We start from the raw sequence: 24,187 nt of genomic DNA on the forward strand, positions 1-24,187 counted from the left end.
TTTTCCACTGCCGTTGAAAGAGCTGGCGGCCCCCATCCCGGCCTTCCCCCGCTGGGGGAAGGAGGCAGAAGGCAGATCGGGCAGGGTCATGCTCCCTCCAATGCGGGGCGGTGTGTGGGTGCGGCTTCGGGCCTGGCGCGGCGCAGCTTGTCCAGCAGCACGTAGACGGCGGGCGTGGTCAGCAAGGTGAGCAACTGGCTGGCAATCAGCCCGCCGACGATGGTCACGCCCAGGGGTTGGCGCAGCTCCGCGCCCTCGCCAAAGCCCACGGCCAGCGGCAGCGCGCCCAGGCCCGCGGCCAGCGTGGTCATGAGGATGGGGCGAAAGCGCAGCAGGCAGGCCTCGCGCACCGCCTGCACGGCGCCGAGGCCGCGCGTGCGCTGCACCTCGATGGCGAAGTCGATGATCAGGATGGCGTTCTTCTTGACGATGCCGATGAGCAGGAATACCCCGATCAGCGCCATGATGGAAAACTCCATCTTCAGCAGCATCAGCGCCAGCGCCGCGCCAAAGCCCGCGCTGGGCAGCGTGGTGAGCACGGTCAGCGGATGGATCAGGCTCTCGTAGAGCATGCCGAGCACGAGGTAGATCACCACCACGGCGGCCAGGATCAGCAGGCCCTGCTCGGACTGCTGTTGCTGCCCCATGGCGAGCGCGCCGTCGAAGGCGCCGCGCACCTTGTTGGGCATGCCCACGGCGTCCACCGCGTCCAGCACGGCCTGGCGGCCCTGCTGCTCCGATACGCCATCGGCCAGGTTGAAGGACAGCGTGCTGGAGAGCTCGCCGCCGTCATGGAACACGCTGGCGGGCACGGCGCGCTCGGAAAAGCGCGCGAATTCCGACAGCGGCACCATGGTGCGCCCGCTGGTGGAGATCGCCGCGCCGGTGGAGCTGGCGCGCAGCGCCGGGTTGACCACGCTGCCACTCGTCTTGCCCGCGGGCACCATCACGTCGCGCAGCGTGGCGGGCGACTGGGCGTAGCGCGGCGCCCATTCCATGATCACGCTGTACTGGTTCAGCTCGCTGTACATCGTGGCCACCTGGCGCTGGCCGAAGGCGTTGTAGAGCGCATCGTTGATGGCCGAGGGCGCGATGCCCAGGCTGGCGGCCTTGGCGCGGTCTACCTCGATGAAGGTTTCCACGCCGTTGTCACTCATGTCGTCGTCGATGTCGCTCAGGCGCGCGTCCTGCTTGAGCTGGGCGGCCAGGCGCTGCGTCCAGGTCTTGAGGTCGCCCTGGCTGTCGGCCTTGAGCGTGTACTGGTAGGTGGCGTTGCTGCTTCTGCCGCCCATGCGCAGCTCCTGCGCGGGGTTCAGGAAGATGCTCAGCCCGGTGATGGTGGCCAGCCTGGGCCGCAGGCGGTTGATGACGGTGCGCGTCTTCTCGCCCTTGGGCCGCTCGGCGGCGGGCTTGAGCGCGCCAAACAGAAAGCCGCCGCCGCTGCGCCCACCGGCGTAGGCGACGATGGTGCCCACCGAAGGGTCGGCACCGATGATGTCCGCCGCCTGCTGCAGCTTCTCGCCAAAGGCAAGCGAAGAGATGCTCTGGTCGGCACGCAGCCCGGCGAAGAACTGGCCGTTGTCCTGGTCCGGGAAATAGCCCTTCTGGATATGCACGAAGAGATAGCCGCTGAGCGCCACGACCACCGCCAGCACCAGCACCACCAGCCAGGGGAAGGCCAGCGTCCAATCCAGCGCATGGCCGTAGCCGCGCATCAGCGCACCCCAGCCACGACCGAGCCTTTGCCGCAGCCAGCCGGCCGCGCTGCGCCGGGGCGGCGCATCCGCCGCGCGCCTGGCCTGGTGCGCCGGCAGCAGCAGCGCGCACAGCATGGGCGTGGTGGTGAGCGAGATCACCAGCGAAATCATCACCGCCACCGACAGCGTGACAGCAAACTCGCGAAACAGCCGCCCCGGCTGCCCGCCCATGAACAGCAGCGGAATGAACACCGCCACCAGCGAAACGCTGATGGTGAGCACCGTGAAGCCCACCTCGCGCGCGCCATCCAGCGCCGCCTTGCCGCGCGCCACGCCCTGCTCCAGGTGGCGCGAGATGTTCTCTATGACGACGATGGCGTCATCCACCACGAAACCCGTGGCCACCGTCAGCGCCATCAGCGTGAGGTTGTTCAGCGAATAGCCCAGCCCCGCCATCACCGCGAAGGTGCCCAGCAGCGAGACCACCGTGGCCACCGCCGGAATCAGCGCCGCGCGCAGGTTGCCCAGGAACAGGCCCACCACCAGCACCACCAGCAGCACGGCCACGGCCAGGGTGATCTCCACCTCGTGCACCGAGCCGCGCACCGAGCCGGTGCGGTCGATCGCCACCTGCAGCTGCACGTCCTGCGGCAGTTGCGCGCGCAGTTGCGGCAGCAGCGCCTCGATGGCGTCGGCGGTGGCGATGAGGTTGGCGTCCGGCTGCTGGGTGATGTTGACGACGATGGCCGGCTGGCCGTTGAACATGCCGCGCGTGCGCACGTCCTGCACACTGTCGCTCACCGTGGCCACCTGCGACAGGCGCACCTCGGCCCCGTCGCGCACGGCCACCACCAGATCGCGATAGTCCGCCGCGCGCAGCCCCGGCGCGGGCGTCAGCACCTGAAACGCCCGCCCGTCCTGCGCGCCGCCGGTCTCCACCACGCCCTTGGGCCGGTTGGCATTGCTCGACTGCAGTGCGGCGCGCACGTCGTCGCTGCTGATGCCCAGGTCGTGCAGCACGAAGGGGTTGAGCTCCACGCGCACGGCTGGCTGCGAGCCGCCGCCCAGCGTCACGTCGCCCACGCCCGGCACCTGCAGCAGGCGCTGGCTGACGATGTTGTTCACCGCATCGAAGATCTGCCCCGGCGAGCGCGTCCTGGACGTGAGCGCCAGGATCATGAAGGGCTGCGCGGCGGGGTTGGCCTTGCGGTAGGTCGGGTTGGAGCGCAGATTGGCCGGCAGATCGATGCGCGCGGCATTGATGGCCGCCTGCACGTCGCGCGCGGCGCTGTCGATGTTGCGGTTCAGATCAAACTGCAGCACCACGCGGCTGGAGCCGGTGCTGCTGGAGCTGGTCATCTGGTTGACCCCGGCGATGGTGCCAAGCCGGCGCTCCAGCGGCGTGGCCACGGTGCGCGCCATGTCGGCGGGGCTCGCGCCAGGCATGCTGGCGGAGACGAAGATGACGGGAAAGTCCACCGCGGGCAGGCGCGCCACGGGCAGCGTGAGGAAGGCGGCGATGCCGGCGAGCGCCAGGCCTATGGTCAGGAGGATGGTGGCGATGGGGCGGCGGATGAAGGGGCGGGAGAGGTTCATGGTTGATCCCCTCTGCACCGGGAGCTTGCCCTCTGCGGATTGACTCCCTCCCCCGCTGGGGGAGGGTTGGGGCGGGGGCCTGCGGCGCGGGCATTGCCAATGTCTTGTCTTTGCAGACGTCCGAGGCCGGGATGTGCGCTCCGACGCACATGCTCACCGCGCAAGCGAGCCGCCGCAGGCGCAGCCGAGGGGATGGGGGTGTGCGAGCGCCCCTGCGTTCCATGTACCCCGGACTGGTACCCGTATCCGTTTTCGGGGTCCCCTCTGGCTGTGCCGAGGAGCGCAGCAGTCGGGGTGGGCGAATGCGCCGCAGGACGCATTCGCTTCGTGATCTGACTTGCCGCGTCTGTCTGAACGCAGCGCGTCAGCGCGCAGTGAGTTTCGCGGCACACCCCGACCGCGAGCGCCGCAGGTTGCCCCGTAGCGCAGTGCAGGGGACACCGACAGCGGGGTCGCCTTTCTTTTGGGCACTTTTCTTTGGCGAAGCAAAGAAAAGTGCCTCGCCCGCCGGGGCGAGACCCGGCCTCCGGCGTCTGCAAGACAAACAGCTCTGAATTTTTCATCGCCGCTGGCCCCCACCCCCGCCCTCCCCCAGAGGGGGAGGGAGTGAATCCCGGCTCTCTCCCAAAGGAAGAGCATCTTCCACCGGCCGCCCGCCAAACCTTTCCCCCCAACGATCAAACCAGATGTAAATCACCGGCGTGGTGAACAGCGTCAGCAACTGCGACAACACCAACCCGCCAAAAATCGAAATCCCCAGCGGCCGCCGCAACTCCGCCCCATCCCCCCAACTGAGCATCAGGGGCACGGCCGCCGCCAGCGCCGCCAGCGTGGTCATCAATATCGGCCTGAAACGCAGCAGCGCCGCCTGGTGGATGGCCTGCACCGCGCTCTTGCCCTCGTGGCGCTCGGCTTCGATGGCGAAGTCGATCATCATGATGGCGTTCTTCTTGACGATGCCGATCAGGAGCACCAGGCCGATGATGCTCACCACGTCCAGCGCATGCCCGGTGAACTCCAGCGCCAGCAGCGCGCCCACGCCCGCCGAGGGCAGCGTGGAGAGGATGGTGAGCGGATGCACGTAGCTCTCGTACAGCACGCCCAGCACGATGTAGACGCAGACCACGGCCGCCAGAATCAGCCAGAGCTGGTTGGCCAGGGACTTTTCATACGCGCCTGCGGCGCCGGTAAAGCGCAGCGTGAGGCTCGCGGGCAGGCCGGCCTGCACCGCCGCCGTGCTCACCGCCTGCACCGCCGCGCCCAGGCTCACGCCGGGGGCGGTGTCAAAGCCGACGGTGGCCGCGGGGTACTGGCCCACGCGCTGCACCGTCAGCGCGGCGGGCTGCTCCAGCACCTCGGCAAAGGAGGACAGCGGCGTGCTACCCCCGCCGCTGGTCTTCACCGGCAGGTCGCGCAGCAGTTGCAGGCTGGCGGCCTCGGGGCGGGCGGCTTCCAGGATCACGCGGTACTGGTTGGTCTCGCTGAAGATGGTGGAGACGATGCGCTGGCCGTAGGCGTTGTACAGCGTGTTGTCCAGCGTGCTGGTGGCCACGCCCAGGCGGGCGGCGGTGTCGCGGTCCACGCGCACCATGGCCGAGGGGGCGGTCTTGCCCGCGTCGGTGGTGGCGTGGCGCACCTCGGGCAGGTCGGCAATCACCGCGACGAGCTTGCGCGCCCATTCGCCCACCAGCCGGGTATCCACGCCCTCCAGGTCAAAGCGGTACTGCGTTGCGCCGGTATCCGAATCGATCGTCAGGTCCTGCGTGGGCTGCAGATACAGCTGCACGCCCGCCACCTGCTCGGCCACCCGCGTGCGCAGGCGCTGCATGATGGCCGCTTCGGTATCGCCAAACAGCGCGCGCGGCTTGAGGTTGAGCACCAGTCGCCCGGACGACAGCGCCGCGTTGTTGGCCGCATCCACCCCCACGACGGAGCTGAGCGAGGCGACCGCCGGGTCGGCCAGCACGATGCGCGCCACCTCGCCCTGCAGTTGCGACATGCGGGCGAACGACACGTCGCTCGCCGCCTGCACCTGCCCCTGCAGCTGGCCGGTGCTTTGCGTGGGGAACAAGTCCTTGGGAATCAGCACGTAGAGCAGCGCCGTCACCGCAAAGGTGGCCAGCGCCAGCCACAGCGTGAAGCCCTGGTGGCGCAGCACCCATTGCAGGCCGCCGTCGTACCAGCGGATCATGGCGTCCACGCCCGATTGCAGCGTGCGCGCAATGCGGCCCTGGGCCTCGTCCAGCGGCCCCAGCACGCGCGCCGACATCATCGGCACCAGCGTGAGCGAGACCAGCGCGGAAAACAAAATGGTGATCGCCAGCGTGACCGCAAACTCGCGAAACAGCCGCCCTATCACCTCCTGCATGAACAAGAGCGGTATCAGCACCGCGATCAGCGAGACGGTGAGCGAGATGATGGTGAAGCCGATCTCGCCCGCGCCCGCCAGCGCGGCCTGCAGCGGCGGCTTGCCCATCTCGCGGTGGCGCGCGATGTTCTCGATCATCACGATGGCGTCATCGACGACGAAGCCGGTGGCAATGGTCAGCGCCATCAGGCTCAGGTTGTTGAGCGAATAGCCCAGCAGGTACATCGCCCCCACGGTACCCAGCAGCGAGATCGGCACCGCGATGCTGGCAATCAGGGTGGCGCGCAGGCTGTGCAGGAAGGCAAAGATCACCAGCACCACCATCACGATGGCCAGGATCAGCTCCATCTCCACATGCTCGACCGATGCGCGTATGCCCAGCGTGCGGTCCGACAGCACCGCCAGCTGCACGCTCTGCGGCAGGCCTTGCTCCAGCAGCGGCAACTGGCGCTTGATCGCGTCCACCGTGGCAATGACGTTGGCGCCGGGCTGGCGCTGCACGTTGATGATGATGGCGGGGTTGAGCGGCGTGGCAGAGCGTGAATCAGGTGCGGCCGATCGCCCTCGCCCCTCTGGGGAGAGGGAGGGGTGAGGGGCCTGCGCCGCGCCGCCTTCCCCCTTGATCCCCGTCCACGCCCCCAGCCTGTCGTTCTCCGAGCCATCCACCACCTGCGCCACGTCCTTCAGGCGCACCGGCTGGCCATCGACGTAGGCGACGATCAGCTCCCGGTAGTCCTCGGCGGTCAGCAACTGGTCATTGGCATTGATGCTGTACTGGCGCGTGGGCCCGTCAAACGTGCCCTTGGCACCGCTGGCGTTGCCGGCGGTGATGGCGCTGCTGATCGCGTCCAGCCCCAGGCCCATGCTGGCCAGCTGCTGCACGTCGCCCTGCACGCGCACGGCGGGGCGCTGCCCGCCGGCCAGCGTCACCAGCCCCACGCCGTTGATCTGGCTGATCTTCAGCGCCAGGCGCGTGTTCACCATGTTCTGCACTTCGGTGAGCGGCAGGCTGGTGCTGGTGACCGCCAGCTGCAGGATGGGCGCGTCGGCCGGGTTCACCTTGGCGTAGATCGGCGGCGTGGGCAGGTCGGCGGGCAGCAGGGAGCCGGCCGCGTTCATCGCCGCCTGCACCTGCTGCTCGGCCGCGTCCATGCTGAGCTGCAGGTCGAACTGCAGCGTGACCATGGACACCCCCGCGCTGCTCACGCTGCCCATGCGCGTGAGGCCCGGCATCTGGCCGAACTGGCGCTCCAGCGGCGCGGTCACGGTGCGGCTCATCACGTCGGGGCTGGCACCGGGGTAGAGCGTCTGCACCTGGATGGTGGGGTAATCCACCTGCGGCAGCGCGGCCAGCGGCAGAAAGCGCAGGCCGACGAGACCCGCGAGCACGATGGCCACCATGAACAGCGCCGTGGCCACCGGACGCTGGATGAACAGGCGCGAGATGTTCATGCGCCCGCCTCTCTGGTGTTCCTCCCTCCCTCTTTGGGAGAGGGCCGGGGTGGGGGCGCGCGATGCCCAGCACAGCCCGAGCCGTCATGCTCGCGCCGCCAACCCCTCTGCCCCACCCTCTCCCCAAAGGGGCGAGGGAGTCCAAAGCCCGCCATCACCGCGCCGCCCCTTGCTGCCCGCGCCGCTGCGCAAAGAACGCGCGCCGCTCCTCGGGCGTCATCTTCTCCAGCTTCTCGCGCAGCTCGGGCGGCAGGCGACTCAGGTCGGGTGATTCATTTTCAGTAGCTGCTCGCGCTTGTCCTGTCTGCGTTTGCGCCGCTTTTTGTTCATCATTCAGGCGCACCTTGCCGCCATCCTTCACGCGGTCGCCGCCCTCGGTCACCACACGCTCGCCGGCCTGCAGGCCCTGGGTGAGCAGCACCTGCGCGGCGTCGGCCAGGCCGCGCTTGACCACCCGGGTGCGCGCCGTGTCGTCGGCATCGACCACATAGACGTAGTCGCCCTGCGGCCCGGTGCGCACCGCCGTCACCGGCACCAGCACGCCCGTTTCCTGACCCAGTCGCAGCCGGGCGTTGACGAACTGGCCGGGGAACAGCGCGCCGTCGGCGTTGGCAAAGCGCGCCTTGGCGCGCACCGTGCCGGTGGCGGTGTTCACCTGGTTGTCCAGCGTGAGGAAGACCCCCTCGGCCAGCGGCTGGGTGCGCGCGCTGTCCAGCGCCGCCACCGGCAGCTCGCCCACCTTCTGCGCCGCCAGCACCGCGCCCACGCGCTCCTGCGGCACGGAGAACACCACGTCGATCGGCGTCACCTGGGTGATCACCGCAATGCCCGTGGCGCTGCCGCTGGAAACCAGGTTGCCCGGATCGACCGCGCGCAGGCCGATGCGCCCGCTGATGGGTGCGCGCAGCGTCGCGAAATCCACGTTCAGCGCCGCCGCGCGCACGCTGGCCTCGTCGGCCTGCACCGCGCCTTCGAGCTGCTTGACCAGCGCCGCCTGCGTGTCCACGTCCTGGCGGGCGATGGAGTCCTGCGCAAGCAGCGTCTGGTAGCGCGACAGCGTCAGCCTGGCTGCGGTGAGTTGCGCCTCGTCGCGCGCCTTCTGCCCGCGTGCCTGGGCCAAGGCCTGCTCGTAGGGCCGCACGTCGATGCGCGCCAGCACCTGGCCCTTCTTGACCATCTGCCCCTCGGTGAACAGCACTTCGGAGAGGATGCCCGAGACCTGCGGCACCAGCGTGGACGTGACCGGCGGTGTGACCGTGCCCAGCGCATCCACCACCACCGGCAGCGTGCCCTGGCGCGCCACGGCCGCCCCCACGGTCACGCCCGGTCCGCCGCCACCGCCGAAGGGCCCGCCGCGCCCCGGCGGCCCCGCGCCCGGCGCGCCGGGTGCGGGCGCATTGCCGCGCTGCACCAGCCACCACGCGCCGCCCACCAGCAGCGCGATGGCCAGCAGCGTGAGCAGGAGTGAAAGGCCCTTGCGGTGCGGGCGCGGCGCGGGCGTCGCGGATGGGGGAGTCTGTGCAGGTTCGGCCATGTTCGAATTCGTTTTTCCCTCGGGCCTTCGCATCGTAGCCAGCTGGCGCAAGCAGGCGGTATGGAGCACTTGAAGAAATGTAAAGGCCCCGCGCGCCGCCCTGCGGCAAGCGGGGCAAGGCGCAATCCAGCGGCGCACAATGCCTGCTTTCTTCCCGAGCGGCGCCCCGGCCTGCGGCAGGCCAGCGCCGCCGGGGTCGATGGCGCCATCCACCGCGCGGCCGGGCCGCAGCTGCTGGCACGGTGTCGGCGCCCCGGCGGACCTGGCGCTCCATGAACAGCTGCCCGGTGCGCCGCCACAGGCCTGAAACCCTTGCGGCTATTCGCGCGGCGCTAGGATGGGCCACGACGATCCAACCCAGGCAAGGAGCAACACCATGAGCGAGCAGGCATTGCAACTCGGCACCATCACGGCGCAGGGCGAGGGCTACCAGGGGCGCCTGGCGCGCAGCTTCGAGCACCCCCCGGCCGATGTCTGGACCATGCTGACCGAACCGGCCGCAATGGCACAATGGCTCAGCAGCGGCACCATAGAGCAGCGCCTGGGCGGCAAGGTGCGCATCGATTTCGTGGACAGCGGCATCGTGATCGACAGCACGGTCACCGCCTTCGAGGCCGGCAAGCTGCTGCAATATTCCTGGAGCAGCGGCAAGGAGCCGCAGCGCCCGCTGCGCTGGGAACTGAGCCCCACGGCCGGCGGCACGCAGCTCGTGCTCACCGTGGGTGTACCCGCGGGCGAAGACGCGGCCAAGGCCTGCGCCGGCTTCGAAGGCCACCTGCAGATGCTGGCCGCGGCGCTCGAAGGCGTGCCGATCAAGTTCCCCTTCGAGACCTACCTGCAGGCGCGCGCCGGCTACCAGGCCCTGCTCGGCGCCTGAACGGCAGGCGCGCCTGCAGGGTGCGCGCGGCGGTCGTACCATCGATGGCGAAAGGCAAAGAAGCACGAACATGAAACGCCGAGAAGATTTGCCCGACTGGATGTGGTCCGACGCGCTCGCGGCGCTGGACCGCGCCGAGCGCATGCACCGCCAGCTGTTCCAGCCGCGCCACGCCAGCACCTGGGAGCCGCCGGTGGACGTGCTGGAGACCGAGCACGAGGTGCTGATCTACGTGGCCCTGCCCGGCGTGGACGCGCATGAGGTCGGGGCCATGATCGAGGATGCGACGCTCGTGGTCTCGGGCCGGCGCACCCTGCCGCCGGCGCTGCGCACCGCCGCCATCCACCGGCTGGAACTGCCCCAGGGGCGCTTCGAGCGGCACATCGCCCTGCCGGCCGGCCGCTACGGCGCGGTGGACGTCGCGAGCGAGCAGGGCTGTCTGGTCATCCGCCTGCACAAGATGCCATGAGTGAATCCACCCTGCCCCAGGACGATCCGGTGCACGCGGCGGCCACCCCGGCGGACGCCACGGCCGCACCGCCCGCCACCGGCCTGCCCGAGGACGCGCTGCTGATCGTCGCGATGACCGACACGGTGCTGTTCCCCGGCACGGTGTTCCCGCTCCTCGTGGGGCGCGCATCGTCGGTGGCAGCGGCCGAGCAGGCGCTGCGCGCCGAGCGGCCCATCGGCATCCTGATGCAGAAGGACGCGGGCGTGGCCGAGCCCACCGCGGCGGACCTCTACCACACCGGCACCATCGCCAGCATCCTGCGCTACGTCACCCTGCCCGACGGCGGGCACCACCTGGTGGTGCAGGGCCAGCAGCGCTTTCGCGTCAGGGACTTCATCAGCGAATCGCCCGTGCTGGCGGTGCGCGCCCAAGCCATCGAAGAGCCCGAAACCCACGGCACCGAGATCGAGGCGCGCGTGCTGCACCTGCGCCAGCAGGCGCTCGAGGCCCTGCAGCTGCTGCCCAACGTGCCGCCGCCGCTGGTGGCCGCGGTGCAGAACACCGCCGGCGCCGGCGCGCTGGCCGACCTGGTGGCCGCCTACATGGAGCTCGAGCGCGCGGACAAGCAGGCGCTGCTCGAAACCCTGGACGTGGCCGAGCGCATCGACAAGGTCTCCACCCTGCTGGCCAAGCGCATCGAGGTGATGCGCCTGTCGCAGGAAATCGGCCAGCGCACCAAGGCGACCTTCGACGAGCGCCAGAAGGAAGCCATCCTGCGCGAGCAGATGGCCGCGATCCGCAAGGAACTCGGCGAAACCGACGACGACGGCAAGTCGCAGGAAGTGGCCGAGCTGACCAAGGCGCTGGATGAAGCCAAGCTGCCGCCCGAGGCCGACGAGATCGCGCGCAAGGAGCTGCGCCGCTACCAGCGCATGCCCTCCGAGGCCACCGAAGCGGGCATGGTGCGCACCTACCTGGACTGGCTCACCGGCCTGCCCTGGGCCGAGCCCGAGCCGCGCCCCATCGACATCGAGACCGCGCGCAAGGTGCTCGAGCAGGACCACTACGGCCTGAGCAGGATCAAGCGGCGCATCGTCGAATTCCTCGCGGTGCGCAAGCTCGCGCCCCAGGGGCGCTCGCCCATCCTGTGCCTCGTGGGGCCGCCCGGCGTGGGCAAGACCTCGCTGGGCCAGTCGATCGCGCGCGCCATGGGCCGGCCCTTCGCGCACGTGAGCCTGGGCGGCGTGCACGACGAGGCGGAAATCCGCGGCCACCGGCGCACCTACATCGGCGCCATGCCGGGCAACATCATCCAGGCCCTGCGCAAGGCCGGCGCGCGCGACTGCGTCATGCTGCTCGACGAGATCGACAAGATGGGCGCGGGCGTGCAGGGCGACCCGGCCGCCGCGATGCTCGAAGTGCTCGACCCGGAGCAGAACAACGCCTTTCGCGACAACTACCTGGGCGTGCCCTTCGACCTCTCGCGCGTGGTCTTCATCACCACCGCCAACATGCTCGAGAGCATCCCCGGGCCGCTGCGCGACCGCATGGAAATCATCGAGCTCGCCAGCTACACCGAGAACGAGAAGTTCGAGATCGCCCGCCGCTATCTGGTCGCGCGCGAGCTCCAGAGCAACGGCCTCACGCCCGAGCAGGCCAGCGTGAGCGACGAGGCACTGCACGCCATCATCCGCGACTACACGCGTGAAGCCGGCGTGCGCAACCTGCGCCGCGAAATCGGCCGCGTGCTGCGCCACGTGGCGGTGCGCATCGCCGACGGCTCGGCGGCGCACATCGACGTGGACACCGCCGACCTGGCCGCCATCCTCGGCCAGCCGCGCTTCGAAAACGAGGTGGCCATGCGCACCGCCACGCCCGGCGTGGCCACCGGCCTGGCCTGGACGCCGGTGGGCGGCGACATCCTCTTCATCGAAGCGACGAGCTACCCCGGCAAGGGCAAGCTGACCCTGACCGGGCAGCTCGGCGACGTGATGCGCGAGAGCGTGCAGGCAGCGTTCTCGCTGGTCAAGCACCGCGCGCGGGAGCTGGGCCTGGAGGACGAAAAGCTCGCTGAAATCGACATCCACGTGCACGTGCCCGCGGGCGCCACGCCCAAGGACGGCCCGAGCGCGGGCGTGGCCATGTTCACCGCCCTCGTCTCGCTGCTGACCCACCGCAGCGTCAAGAGCGACACCGCGATGACCGGCGAGATCAGCCTGCGCGGCCTGGTGCTGCCCGTGGGCGGCATCAAGGAAAAGGTCATCGCCGCCGCCAGCGCCGGCATCACGCGCGTGATGCTGCCCGCGCGCAACCGGCGCGACTACGAGGACATCCCGCAGGAGGTGCGCGACAAGCTCGAATTCATCTGGCTGGAGCGCGTGGACCAGGCGATGCAGGCGGCGCTGGAGCCGCCGGCGCCCGCCTCTGCGAGCTAAGCGCGCCTACGGCGCGTTGTCGGTGGACAGCTCGGCCTGCTTGAGCACGAGTTGCGTGGCCCCTTCGGCCAGGTCGGGCGGGTAACCGTAGCGCGCCAGCAAGCGCCGCACGTTGCGGCGCAGGCTGGCGCGCACCGATTCGCGCTGTGTCCAGTCGAGCTTGGGCATTTTCTTGACCATCTCGGTCAACTCGCGCGCCATCAGGCGCAGGGTGTCGCTTTGCATGGCGTCGCGCGCGGACTCGTTGTCGGCCAGGGCGTCGTAAAAGGCGGTTTCTTCCGGGCTCAGGCCCAACTGCTCGCCATGCCACCGGGCCTGGCGCAGGCTTTTCGCCAGGTCGATCAAACGGCTGATCATCTCGGCGGTCGATATCGCTTTGTTGGTGTAGCGTGACAGCGCATCTTCCAGCGCCTCGCGGAACTTGCGGCTTTGCACCAGGTTGCTGCGCTCGGTGATGCGGATCTGGTCGTTCAACAGCTTGCGCAGCGTTTGCAGCGCCAGATTTTTCTGCTCCAGCGCCGCCACGCGCTGCAGAAAATCATCGCCCAGGATGTCCAGCCGCGCTTCATCCAGCCCTGCCACGGCAAACAAGTCGATCACGTCGTCGGCATCCACGGCGCCGCCAATGACTTGGCGCACCGCCGCATCCACGTCGCGCTGTCGGCTGTTGGCCGCATGGCGCCCGTCGTCGTCGGCCAGGCGCTTGCGGATCATTGCCGCACAGCGCTGGAAGAACGCGAGGTGCGGCGTGATGGCCGCCGTTTCAGGTCGCGGCACCGCCAGCGCAAAAGCCGTTGCCAGTTCCTTGACCAGTGCGCGAAAGCGTGGCCAGCCGTCGTTTTGGCCCAGCACGTGGTCGATGGCGCGCAGGTACAGCGCCAGCACGTCGTGGGGTTCGGCATGCAAGGCCGCCGCGTAGTCGCAGCCGTGGAAGAAATCGCGCAGCTTCTCGAACGCCGCTTGCATCGCCGGTACGGCCTCGCCTTGCACCTGCCGCACCGCTTCGCCCGTGCCGCCGGCCTGGGTATAGGTGGCCAGCGCATCCGCCAGTTGATCGGCCAGGCCCAGCATGTCCACGATCAACCCGCCGGGCTTGTCGCCGTACACACGATTCACCCGCGCGATGGCCTGCATCAGGTTGTGCCCGGCCAGCGGCTTGTCCAGGTACAGCGTATGCGCTGGTGGGCAGTCAAAACCCGTCAACCACATGTCACACACAATGACCAACCGAAGATCGTCGGCGGGGTCCTTGAAGCGCTCCGCCAGGCGCTTGCGCGCGGCCTTGGTGCGCACGTGGCTGCGCAGCGGCTCGGGGTCATCGCCGCTGCCGGTCACCACCACCTTCATGGCGCCGCGCTCGTCGTCGGCATCGTGCCAGTCGGGGCGCAGCGCGCGGATGGCTTCATACAAACCGGCGGCAATGTCGCGGCTCATGGTCACCACCATGGCCTTGCCTTCCATGGCGGCGCGGCGCTCTTCCCAATGGCAGGCGATGAAAGCCGCCAGGCGCTCGATGCGCTCCGGCGCGCCGACCAGCGACTCCAGCGGTACCCGGTACCTGCCCGGCGCCACCTCGCCGTCACGGTCGGCGTTGACGGCGTATTCGACCTCTTGCTCCGCCACCCGCAAGCCTTCTTCATCGACCTTGAGCTTGACGATGCGCGACTCGTAATAAAGCGGCTTGGTGGCGCCATCCACCACCGCCTGCCGGATGTCGTACACGTCGGCGTATTCACCGAACACGTGGATGGTGTTCTTGTCGTCGCCCTCCAGCGGGGTGCCGGTAAAGCCCACGAAGGTGGCACCCGGCAAGGCTTCACGCATCCAGCGCGCGCCGCCCTCGACAAAGCCGTACTGGCTGCGGTGCGCCTCGTCGGCCATCACCACCACGTTGTGGCGCTCGGAAATCACGCCAGCGCCTTCCGCAAATTTCTGGATGGTGGTGAACACCACACCGCCGGCGGCGCGGTCAAGCAAGTCTTTCAAGTGCGCACGGCCCGCAGCCTGCACCGGCGGCTGGCGCAGCAGCGCGCGCCCCGCGGCGAAGGTGTCGAACAGTTGGTCGTCCAAGTCGTTGCGGTCAGTGATCAGCACCACCGTCGGATTGGCCAGGCGCGGCTCCCGGATCAGGCTGCCTGCCAGCATCAGCATGGTGAGCGACTTGCCCGAGCCCTGCGTGTGCCAGACCACGCCGCCACGCCCGTCACCCTCCGGCTTCAAGTGCGCCAGCACGCTGGCGCGCCCCTTGCGCAGCGCGCGAAACTGGTGGTATCCGGCGATCTTCTTGACGATGTCGCCGCGCTCGTCTTCCTCGAAGGTGACGCAAGCGCGCAGGTAATCGAGCAGCGTGCGCGGCTCCAGCAATCCGCGAATCAAGGCCTCCAGCGTCGGCGCGCCGCCTTCATCGGCCAGCGGCCGCCAGGGCATGTAGCGGCTCGCGCCAGCGGTGATCGAGCCGACGCGCGTCAACAGGCCATCGGACACCGCGCACAGCACGTTGGGCACGAACAGGTCCGGCGTGGTCGCCATGTAGCGCTTGAGCTGAGCCATCGCCACACCCAGATCGGCCTGTTCATCCGCCGGATCTTTCAGCTCGATGACCACCACCGGCAGGCCGTTCAGAAACAGCAGCAGATCCGGGCGAATGCTCTTGCCCGCTGCGCCGGTGATGGTGAGCTGACGCACCGCCAGCCAGTCGTTGGCTTGCGGTTGGTCGAAGTCGACCAGGCGTGCGCAACCACCGCGCATCTCGCCAGACTTCGCGTCGCGATACTCCACCGGTACGCCATCCACCAGCAGGCCGTGCAGCCAGCGGTTGTTTTGAATCAGCGTTGGGTGCGGCGGGTGCGCCAGCGTGCGCGCCACGCCGTCCAAGGTTTCGCGCGGCAGGCGGGGGTTCAGACGTTGCAGCGCGGCGGCCACCCGGGCCTGCAACACCACGTCGGCAAACGACGCGCGCTCTGCCTGCGGCGCGTCAGGCCCCAATTCAGGCCCGTGGCGCAAATCGAATCCCGATTGGCGCAGCAGCCCGAGCGCCCCGAGCTCGACGTCCTGCTCACGTAGCATGGGCAAGCTGCGGTGCTTCAGCCACCTCTGCAAGCGGCTGGAATTCGGCCCCGGTGCAAGGCGCAAAACCGTGTGGCCAGGGCGCCCGCAGCACACACAGCACCCGCATTTGCAAGGGCGCGCCATGGTTCACGCGGGCCACGCGCAAGTCGATGGACTGCATGCCGCTTCGCGCCACCAGGGCGCGCACGTCGCGCGCCAGATAGCGCGGCACGTAACCCAGGCGCAACCGCTCTGCGCCATCGTCCAGAACAGCCACGGCGCGCGGGTCATGCGCGTTGTCGTCTTCCAGCTCCAGACGCAAAACGTCTTGCGCACGCAGCGTCGCCAGCCACTCATGCGCCGACGCGCCGGCATGGCGCAAGCCGTGCAAAAAGAAGTGGTCGCTGTAGCGGCCTTGGGCATCGGCCACGGGCTGGGGAAACACTTCGAGCGCATCGGTCTGGCGGATGCCTTCGGTCACACCCAGCACGGCAAGCGGCGTCGGCGCATTCTTCGGGTCAAAGCCGCTCCACGTCAGCCAGGCCTCGTACTCCGGGCGAGAGCGCGAGAGCAGGCGATTGGCCAGCAACGGAAACAAGGTGCGCGAGCGATACACCGTGCCCAGATCGTCCATGCCCGGGAAGGGGTGAAACCCCGGCAGCGTCAGCGCACCGTGCGTGTAGGCAAAGCGATATTCGCCGTCAACGTGTTCCAGCTTGGCCACGGGCGACCACTCGCCCCTTTCGGCCGAGCCGCCGCGCCATGCGATGAATACGGTCGTGTTCATGGTTCCTCCGGTTGCAGTATCCGCCTTCGGTTCTGGGCCAGCAACTCCGCGGTGAACTGGCGGCAGATCGCCGACATCCGCTCTGGCTGAATCTGCTCCAGGATGTCCGCCACCGCTTCACTCTCGACACCATCGAGCCTCTCCTGCCATGCCCGGGCGGCCTTCGGAACGCGCTGGGCCCAGGCGCGCCAAGCCTCCAGCGTGGACAAGGGCGACGGAGCGACGGCATCGGCGTACAGCGCCGACCTCGCACGGCGGACAAAGTGCGCCACTTGCCGATGGTGGTCGCGGGACGCCAGCCGCTCGGCGCGCTCGGCATCCGAGAGATTGCGCGCCAGCGCCGCGCCATGGTCGAAGCTGGGCGCGAGCAGCAGATGTTGCCCGTCCCACACGGCACCCCAGTTCTCGTGATGGCGGTCCTGATTGGCCACCCAGGCGTCAAGCAGCAGGTAGCCGGCAAAGACGCCCGCCGCATCGTCGATGCCGTCGGGCAGGTTCACGCACCAGCCCGCAGTCGGCATGCGCAGCCTGCGCACCACGTCGAACACCGCATCGATGGTGTGCGCGCGGCTGCGGTAGTGCGGCCCTTGCGCGCCCGGGTAATCGGGGTCGAGCGCCAGCAGCAACTGGTTGCCATGCGCCAGCGCCAGCGGTGGTGGCACGAGCGACGCGCAGACCACGCCCGGCCTATCCTGATCGACGTCGTGCGCCATCTCGTAATGCACGTGCGGCAGGCCCAGCAGCGCGGCCAGCTCGCAGGCGATCTTTTCCGCCCAATCTTCGCCCGTGCCGCGCTCTTCGGCCTTGAACAGCATTCGGGTGTCGCCCTCCAGGTACCAGAACTTGGCTTTGGTGCCCAGGTCTTCCAGCGCTTGGGCGCGCGAGGACTGGATGCGAACGACGGGATACACGGCTACGGCACCGTGGCGGCTTTGCGCTCGGCGTCGCGGACACGGATTTGGCCGCTCAGCAGTTTGGGGAGCAGATAGTCGCGCATTTGGGCGAGCTTGCGGGATTCCAGCATGGTCTGCGCGTACAAGTCGTAGACAGGGCCAATGATGGCGTCGGCCGCCTGCAACACCTTGGGCATCGCGGTGACCACTTGCGCTTCCATGAGGTGACCGCGCTTGATGTGTCCCATCGTGGTGGCCTTGCCTGCCGCGATGGTGCGGAACCACGGCAAATGTTGTTGAACCCAAAGCAGGCAAAGCCAACTCGGGTGTTCGTCGGAGGCCACCTTGAACAGGTGTTGATTCAACGCGCCCTTACCGCCAAACCAGAATGCCGCTTCCAGCGTGCCTGACCACGAAAACAACAGGTCACCGTCGCCAATCACGTACTGCTCGGGCACGTCACCATTGGCCAAATCGGCGCCATCGGTGGAACCCTTGCGAAGCTGCGCAATCTTGATGACGGGCAGGTCGTCGTCATCGCCGCGCGGCGGGTACTTTTGCAGTGCCAAGCCGTTGAGAAAGGTCGCAGCGTTCGCAAGCGCTTTTACCTCCCACCCTTCCGGTACAGGGCCGATGTCGGAATCGACGAAGCAGGTGGGCAGCGCGTCGAAGACGGGCTGCGGCATGGAGGGAAAGCGGGTGGCGCCTGCGGCCTTGGCCTTGACCGGCTCGAAGTCCACGAACCAGGCGCGGAAGATGGCCTGCGCCAGCTTTTCCAGCGCCAGCGCCGTGCGCCGGTTCTGCTCGATCTTGTCGTCCAGCGCGCCGAGGACGCTGGCGATGGCGCGTTGCTCGGCGATCGGCGGAAGCGAGATTTCCATGTTTCGCTGATCCGACAAACTCACATAGTCCGCCATATCGGTCTGGCCTTTCAGGCCAGCAACTTGGTACCCGAACTCGCTCCCGTGCATCCAAAAATAGAGCCACCGGGAATCGATAGCCTCCTGATTAAGACTTCGCCAGTAGCAGAGTTGTGGCGAGTAGACGAACCGCGGCGTAGTCAAGCGGACGAGTGCAAGGCGACCAACAGTACCTTTAGAAGTGAACACTACGTCACCCGGCTGGCTAACCTTGTCTCCAACTTTTGCGATTTCCTTCACAGGAAACCGATCGGCATCCACAAAGTGGAAACCGCTATTGATGTTTCCAGCGCGTGCAAATGGAAGGCCTTCGCCGGACAGTTCGGAGTTCTTCGCACGGTAGCCATCGCCAATAGCCAATTTTCCGTCCGCGATCAGATTACGTGTAGTGCAGGGAACCCAGTTTTCGCTTGCGTGCACACCGATCACGTAGCAACTCCGTCGCTGCTAAGCATGGCCAGTTGCTGGCGTATTTCGCCGGTCAACCGTTGGTCTTCAACAAAGCACCGCTCCAACTCCGCCAATAGCCGCGGATATTTCTCCTCGAACGGCTCCCCGTCGTCTTCCTGCGCCTCCGCGCCGACGTAGCGCCCCGGCGTCAGGACGAAGCCCTGTTTGGCGATACCTTCGATGGTGGTGGCCTTGCAGAAGCCCGGCTCGTCTTCGTAGTACCAGCCGCCGTGCTCGCTCTCATTCCACCAGTCGGGCGCGGGCTCGCCGCGCCACTGGCGGTAGGCGTAGACGATGCGGCCAATGTCGGTGTCCATGTTCGGATCGCCCAGGCCATCGGGCAGCCGGGTTTGGCCATCGTCGCCGCCGGTGAGCACGCGCAGCGTCCGGGTCTGCAGGGTGCCGAGCTTGCGCGCGTCCAGAAATAAGGTTTCGCCCTGGCGGTTGCGGCCGCCGTGCTTCAAGTTGCGGCCGGTCTTGTCGCGGGTGAGAAACCACAGGCAGGCGGGGATGCCGGTGGTCAGGAAAAGCTGCGCCGGCAGGGCCACGATGCAATCGACCAGATCGGCTTCGACGATCTTGCGGCGTATCTCGCCTTCGCCGCCGCTGCCCGACGACAGCGAGCCGTTGGCCATAACGAAGCCGGCCACGCCGCCGCCGTGGCCGTTGGGCGGGGCCAAGTGGTGGATGAAGTGCTGAATCCAGGCGTAGTTGGCGTTGCCAGCGGGCGGGGTGCCAAACTTCCAACGCACGTCGTTTTCCAACAATTTGGCCGACCAGTCGGAAATGTTGAACGGCGGATTGGCCAGGATGTAATCGGCCTTCAGATCAGGGTGCAGGTCGCGCAGGAAGGAATCGGCCGGCTGCGCGCCAAGGTTGGCCTCGATACCTTGGATGGCCAGGTTCATGTGCGCCAGGCGCCAGGTGGTGGGGTTGGACTCTTGCCCGAAGACGTGAATATCGGTGGCTTGTCCGCCGTGTGCTTCGACGAAACGCTCGGACTGCACGAACATGCCCGCCGAGCCGCAGCATGGGTCATACACGCGCCCGTTGTAGGGTTCGAGCATTTCCACCAACAGGCGCACGATGCAGCGCGGGGTGAAAAATTCGCCGCCGAGCTTGCCTTCGGCCTGGGCAAATTTGCCGAGGAAGTATTCATACACACGGCCCAGGGTGTCGCGCGCGCGGCTGGCGCTGCCCTTGAAGCCGATGCCAGCGATCAGGTCGATCAGCCCCTTCATCTTCTCGGGCGCAATGCCGCGGCGGGCGTAGTCGCGCGGCAGCTTGCCCTTGAGCTTGGGGTTGTCGCGCTCCACCGCCAGGATGGCGTCGTCGATCAGCGTGGCGATGTCGGCGCGCGTGGCCTGGTTTTGCAGGTTTTGCCAGCGCGCCTCGGGCGGCACCCAGAAGACACGCTCGGCGGTGTATTCGTCGCGGCTTTCCAGCAGGGCTTCGAGCTGCGCGCCTTTGATGCCATCGGCTTCGAGTTCCGCCTTCAATTCATCGCGGCGCGCAGCGAACGAGTCGGAGATGTATTTCAGGAACAAGAGGCCGAGCACGACGTGCTTGTATTCGGCGGCGTCGATCTGGCCGCGCAGGGTGTCGGCGGCTTTCCACAGGGTGTCGGCGTAGGCCAGGTCGGAATCGTGGGGCTGGGTGGGGTTCATCGTGCTTGCTGGTCTGGACCGCCGCGCAGGTTACCAAAGTCGCTTCGACCATCCCGAAGGGGGTCTGCTACCGCCGGTTGACCAGCCAGATCCCCGGCAGGATCAACAGCAGCCCCACCACGTGATAGAGGTGGACGGGCTCGCCCAGGATGGCCCAGGCCATCACCGCCGCGTAGGGCGGGTTCAGGTAGAGCACGGCGCCGGCGCGGGCCGCGCCCAGCTCGCGCACCATGAAGGCGTAGCACAGGTAGGCGCCAAAGCCCGGCAGCGCGGCGGCGGCCAGCACCAGGCCCAGGCCCTGCCAGGAGAGCGTCGGCAGCGCTGCGGTGGCGGCCTCCCAGGCCACCATGGGCAGCATGACCAGCACGCCCCAGGCGCTCATCACCGCCAGGCGCCCCATGTCCGACAGCGGCGAGCGCCAGCGCTTGAGCAAGATGGTGAAGAAGGCCCAGGCCAGCATCGCGCCCACCATCCACAGGTCGCCCGCCGCCCATTGCAGCTGCGTCAGCGCGCCCCAGCGCCCGCGCAGCACCACGTGCACCACGCCCGCCAGCGCCAGCGCCACGCCGCAGGCCTGCAGGGCGGTGAAGGATTCCTTGAGCCACAGGCGCGAGATCAGCGCGATCATCACCGGCGAGATCGCATAGATCAGCGCCATGTTGGTGGCGTTGGTGCTCTGCCCGGCCAGATACACCCAGGCGCCGCAGATCCACATGCCCAGCGCGCCCAGCACCAGCATGTGGCGCCAGTCGGCCAGCACCGCGCGCCGGTGCTGCCACAGCTCGCGCCAGGCCACGGCGCCAAAGGCCAGGCCCGCCAGCAGCCAGCGTTCCGCGGCCAGCGTGTTGGGCGCTATCACCCCGGGGGCACTGCGGGCAATCAGGAAGTTGAAGCCCCACAGCAGGGGCACGACGAAGATCAGCGCGACGGCCAGCTGTGCACGCCGGGATGGGCTCATGGGTTTGAATTAAAACGGGCTCAAACGCTTGCCTGGCAAGCGCTGGCAGCTATTAAAAAGAAGGCTGCCATGCGGAGCGGATGGCGCCATTAGAACACCGTTCAGGCGCCCGCCGCCCCGCCCGGGACAGGCCCGCATCAGGCTGGCGACGGGCGCAGCGCAGCGCGCACTGCAGCGGCGCGGCGCAGGCGGCACAATGTCCGCATGAGCACAGGCAAGCGCGCATCCATCGTTGATTCCCGCCGCATCGGCCGCTTGCCGCCGGCGCACGAAGGCGCACTCGAAGCGGCCACCGGCGAACTGCGCGACCTGCGTGGGCGGCCGCTGCGCGACCTGCGCATCAGCGTCACCGACCGCTGCAACTTCCGCTGCACCTACTGCATGCCCAAGGAGATCTTCGGCGGCGACTACGCCTTCCTGCCGCAGGCAAGCCTGCTCACCTTCGAGGAGATCACCCGGCTGGCGCGCCTGTTCCTGGCGCATGGCGTGCACAAGATCCGCCTGACCGGGGGCGAGCCCCTGGTGCGCAAGGGCATTGAAGACCTGGTGGCCATGCTGGCCGGGCTGCGCACCACCGAGGGCCAGCCGCCCGAGATCACGCTGACCACCAATGGCTCGCTGCTGGCCAAAAAGGCGCGCGGCCTGAAGGCCGCCGGCCTGTCGCGCGTGACGGTGAGCCTGGACAGCCTGGACGAAGCGGTGTTCCAGGCGATGAACGACGTGGGCTTTCCGGTGGCGGGCGTGCTCGCGGCCATCGACGCGGCACAGGCGGCGGGCTTCGAGCGCATCAAGGTCAACATGGTGGTCAAGCGCGGCACCAACGACCAGGAGATCGTGCCGATGGCGCGGCACTTTCGCGGCAGCGGCATCACGCTGCGCTTCATCGAATTCATGGACGTGGGCAGCACCAACCACTGGCGCATGCAGCAGGTGCTGCCCTCTCGGGAGGTGCTGGCGCGCCTGCAGGCCGAGTTTCCGCTGGTGCCGCTGCAGCCTTCGGCTGCGGGCGAGACCGCCGAGCGCTGGGGCTATGCGGGTGCGGACGGCCAGTTCGACCCGGCGCTGGGCGAGGTCGGCTTCATCAGCAGCGTGACCAAGGCGTTTTGCGGCACCTGCAACCGCATACGGCTTTCCACCGAAGGCCAGCTCTTCACCTGCCTGTTCGCCACCCAGGGCTGGGACCTGCGCGCCCTGGTGCGCGGCGGCGCGACGGATGCGCAGCTCTCGCAAGCCATCGCCGACATCTGGCATGGGCGCAACGACCGCTATTCCGAACTGCGCGCCAGCCTGCCGCACCAGGAGGGCGACGGCGATGGCCCGCGGCGCATAGAGATGAGCTACATCGGCGGTTGATACCCGCAGACACTCGCATGAGCTACAACCCCACCCACCTTGCCCAGGCCCCCACGCGCGAAGCCGTGGACCAGCTGGCGGGCGCCGCGCTGCTGGAGTTCGGCACGCCCTGGTGCGGCCACTGCGCGCGCGCCCAGCCGCTGATCGAGGCGGCGCTCGGCGCCCATCCCGAGGTGCAGCATCTGAAGGTGGAAGACGGCCCGGGGCGCAAGCTCGGACGCAGCTACGGCGTCAAGCTCTGGCCGACGCTGATCTTCCTGAAGGACGGCGCGGAAGTCGCGCGCCTGGTGCGCCCGCAGAGCCAGAGCGCGATCGGCGAGGCGCTTGCGGCGCTCGCGCCTCAGTCGTCCTCGGGCGCAAGCCCCGGGAACAAGACCTCGATATAGCCCAGCTGCGTCAGGTCGCGCATGCGCATCGGGTAGAGCTTGCCGATCAGGTGGTCGCATTCGTGCTGCACCACGCGGGCGTGAAAGCCCTCGGCCTCGCGCTCGATGGGCTCGCCAAAAGGGTCGAAGCCGCTGTAGCGGATGCGCGTGAAGCGCGGCACCTTGCCGCGCAGGCCGGGCACGGACAGGCAGCCCTCCCAATCCAGCGTCTCCTCCTCGCCCAGCGGCGTGATCACCGGGTTCAGCAGCACCGTGCGCGCAAAGGGCGGCTGGTCCGGATAGCGCGGATTGGGCTGGCCGCTGCCGAAGACCACGAGTTGCAGATCGACCCCGATCTGCGGCGCCGCCAGCCCCGCGCCATTGGCCGCCTGCATGGTCTCGATCAGGTCGCGCACCAGGGTGTGCAGCGCATCGGTGTCGAACTCGCGCACCGGCTGGGCCACGCGCAAGAGGCGCGGGTCGCCCATTTTCAGGATGGTGTGTATGGTCATAGTGCAGCGCAGCATACATCGTGGGCACAATCGTGGGCGTGATGGAAAGCCCGCCACAGCCGCCTGCGCTGCCCGACCTGCCGCCCCCTCCTCCCGCGCCGGTGCGCTGGCTGCTGCTGGCGCTGGCGCTGCTGAGCCTGGCCACCGGCATCGTCGGCATCTTCCTGCCGGGGCTGCCCACCACCGTCTTCATCCTGATCGCCGCCTGGGCCGCGGCGCGCAGCTCGCCGCGCCTGCATGCCTGGCTGTGGCGCCACCGCCTGTTTGGCCCCATGCTGCGCAACTGGGCCGACGGCGGGCGCGTGAGCCGGCGCGCCAAGTGGAGCGCCACCCTGGTCATGGGCAGCACTGCGCTGATCCTGGCCATGGTCAACGCGCCGAACTGGGCGCGCTGGTTCGCCTGGATCAACATGGCCTGCGTGCTGGTCTGGCTGTGGTATCGGCCTGAGCCCCAAGCATGAACTGCGCCACCCCGGGCACCGGAAACCCGCGGTTTTCACGCTAGAATCTCGCTCTTGTTCCTCGATAGCTCAGTCGGTAGAGCGACGGACTGTTAATCCGCAGGTCCCTGGTTCGAGCCCAGGTCGAGGAGCCACCGAATTTCCGCAGCCGCCCCCGCAGCGCGCCTGCCCGCAGCGCATATTCCTCGATAGCTCAGTCGGTAGAGCGACGGACTGTTAATCCGCAGGTCCCTGGTTCGAGCCCAGGTCGAGGAGCCACCACCCCGCCTTCCCCTGCAAAGCCGCCGCCCGGGCCCGGCCGGCTTGCAGGGTCCGGACAAAATAGAACGATCGTGCTTTTTTGTCCGTCGCGCACATACAATG

Annotated in this window: 16 protein-coding genes and 2 tRNA genes; 8 read left to right on the forward strand and 10 right to left on the reverse strand. The window is 68.3% G+C overall.

The window, feature by feature from the left end; translation table 11 throughout:
- Window positions 1-86: 86 nt before the first annotated feature.
- From FOZ74_RS00540 to FOZ74_RS00555, 3 genes are all read right to left on the reverse strand, one after another.
- The gene (locus FOZ74_RS00540) at window positions 87-3,293 is read right to left on the reverse strand and encodes an efflux RND transporter permease subunit (RefSeq protein ID WP_146911178.1); all 3,207 of its coding nucleotides are present in this window, start codon (window positions 3,291-3,293) and stop codon (window positions 87-89) included.
- A 559-nt stretch (window positions 3,294-3,852) separates the two neighbouring features.
- Window positions 3,853-7,113: an efflux RND transporter permease subunit gene (locus tag FOZ74_RS00550; protein ID WP_146911180.1), complete on the reverse strand. Its 3,261-nt coding sequence runs from the start codon at window positions 7,111-7,113 to the stop codon at window positions 3,853-3,855.
- A gap of 154 nt (window positions 7,114-7,267) precedes the next feature.
- On the reverse strand, window positions 7,268-8,647 hold the full coding sequence (locus FOZ74_RS00555) for an efflux RND transporter periplasmic adaptor subunit (protein ID WP_146911181.1): 1,380 nt from the start codon (window positions 8,645-8,647) through the stop codon (window positions 7,268-7,270).
- Between the two features lie 376 nt (window positions 8,648-9,023).
- Here FOZ74_RS00555 and FOZ74_RS00565 point away from each other — a divergent pair, with 376 nt between their 5' ends.
- The 3 genes from FOZ74_RS00565 (at window position 9,024) to lon (ending at window position 12,410) form a co-directional block, all read left to right on the forward strand.
- Window positions 9,024-9,524, forward strand: coding sequence for an SRPBCC family protein (locus FOZ74_RS00565; protein ID WP_146911182.1), 501 nt, complete (start codon window positions 9,024-9,026; stop codon window positions 9,522-9,524).
- Between the two features lie 70 nt (window positions 9,525-9,594).
- On the forward strand, window positions 9,595-9,993 hold the full coding sequence (locus FOZ74_RS00570; protein ID WP_222434175.1) for an Hsp20/alpha crystallin family protein: 399 nt from the start codon (window positions 9,595-9,597) through the stop codon (window positions 9,991-9,993).
- A 113-nt stretch (window positions 9,994-10,106) separates the two neighbouring features.
- A complete protein-coding gene (gene lon / locus FOZ74_RS00575; protein ID WP_255437825.1) occupies window positions 10,107-12,410 on the forward strand; it encodes an endopeptidase La in 2,304 nt (767 codons plus the stop codon).
- Window positions 12,411-12,416: 6 nt separating this feature from the next.
- On the opposite strand, the gene FOZ74_RS00580 is transcribed toward lon, so the two are convergent.
- The 6 genes from FOZ74_RS00580 to FOZ74_RS00605 all read right to left on the reverse strand — a co-directional run bounded on the left by FOZ74_RS00580 (window position 12,417) and on the right by FOZ74_RS00605 (window position 21,133).
- Window positions 12,417-15,476: a type I restriction endonuclease subunit R gene (locus tag FOZ74_RS00580; RefSeq protein ID WP_146914022.1), complete on the reverse strand. Its 3,060-nt coding sequence runs from the start codon at window positions 15,474-15,476 to the stop codon at window positions 12,417-12,419.
- Window positions 15,466-16,245, reverse strand: coding sequence for an HIRAN domain-containing protein (locus FOZ74_RS00585; RefSeq protein WP_146911184.1), 780 nt, complete (start codon window positions 16,243-16,245; stop codon window positions 15,466-15,468). Before FOZ74_RS00585 ends, FOZ74_RS00580 begins: the two co-directional genes overlap by 11 nt.
- Window positions 16,242-17,156 (reverse strand): HipA domain-containing protein, encoded by a 915-nt coding sequence (locus FOZ74_RS00590; protein ID WP_146911185.1) that lies wholly within the window; start codon window positions 17,154-17,156, stop codon window positions 16,242-16,244. The genes FOZ74_RS00585 and FOZ74_RS00590 overlap by 4 nt, the downstream gene beginning before the upstream one ends.
- Before the next feature lie 2 nt (window positions 17,157-17,158).
- Window positions 17,159-18,487: a restriction endonuclease subunit S gene (locus FOZ74_RS00595; RefSeq protein ID WP_146911186.1), complete on the reverse strand. Its 1,329-nt coding sequence runs from the start codon at window positions 18,485-18,487 to the stop codon at window positions 17,159-17,161.
- Entirely contained in the window at window positions 18,484-20,175 is a 1,692-nt protein-coding gene (locus FOZ74_RS00600; protein ID WP_146911187.1) for a type I restriction-modification system subunit M, read from the reverse strand. Before FOZ74_RS00600 ends, FOZ74_RS00595 begins: the two co-directional genes overlap by 4 nt.
- A gap of 67 nt (window positions 20,176-20,242) precedes the next feature.
- Complete coding sequence (locus FOZ74_RS00605; RefSeq protein WP_146911188.1) at window positions 20,243-21,133, reverse strand: DMT family transporter; 891 nt, start codon at window positions 21,131-21,133, stop codon at window positions 20,243-20,245.
- Window positions 21,134-21,337: 204 nt separating this feature from the next.
- Here FOZ74_RS00605 and moaA point away from each other — a divergent pair, with 204 nt between their 5' ends.
- Together moaA and FOZ74_RS00615 are read left to right on the forward strand one after the other, a co-directional pair.
- Window positions 21,338-22,486: a GTP 3',8-cyclase MoaA gene (gene moaA, locus FOZ74_RS00610; RefSeq protein WP_146911189.1), complete on the forward strand. Its 1,149-nt coding sequence runs from the start codon at window positions 21,338-21,340 to the stop codon at window positions 22,484-22,486.
- A 17-nt stretch (window positions 22,487-22,503) separates the two neighbouring features.
- Window positions 22,504-22,872: a thioredoxin family protein gene (locus FOZ74_RS00615; protein ID WP_146911190.1), complete on the forward strand. Its 369-nt coding sequence runs from the start codon at window positions 22,504-22,506 to the stop codon at window positions 22,870-22,872.
- On the opposite strand, the gene def is transcribed toward FOZ74_RS00615, so the two are convergent.
- Entirely contained in the window at window positions 22,827-23,363 is a 537-nt protein-coding gene (def, locus tag FOZ74_RS00620) for a peptide deformylase (RefSeq protein WP_146911191.1), read from the reverse strand. The genes FOZ74_RS00615 and def overlap by 46 nt on opposite strands.
- Before the next feature lie 41 nt (window positions 23,364-23,404).
- Between def and FOZ74_RS00625 the strand changes: the two genes are divergently transcribed.
- The 3 genes from FOZ74_RS00625 (at window position 23,405) to FOZ74_RS00635 (ending at window position 24,082) form a co-directional block, all read left to right on the forward strand.
- On the forward strand, window positions 23,405-23,824 hold the full coding sequence (locus FOZ74_RS00625) for a YbaN family protein (RefSeq protein WP_146914023.1): 420 nt from the start codon (window positions 23,405-23,407) through the stop codon (window positions 23,822-23,824).
- A gap of 58 nt (window positions 23,825-23,882) precedes the next feature.
- A tRNA-Asn gene (locus FOZ74_RS00630) sits at window positions 23,883-23,958 on the forward strand.
- Window positions 23,959-24,006: 48 nt separating this feature from the next.
- A tRNA-Asn gene (locus FOZ74_RS00635) sits at window positions 24,007-24,082 on the forward strand.
- Window positions 24,083-24,187: the final 105 nt, after the last annotated feature.

Source organism: Comamonas flocculans (assembly GCF_007954405.1).
Lineage (GTDB): Bacteria > Pseudomonadota > Gammaproteobacteria > Burkholderiales > Burkholderiaceae_C > Comamonas_C > Comamonas_C flocculans.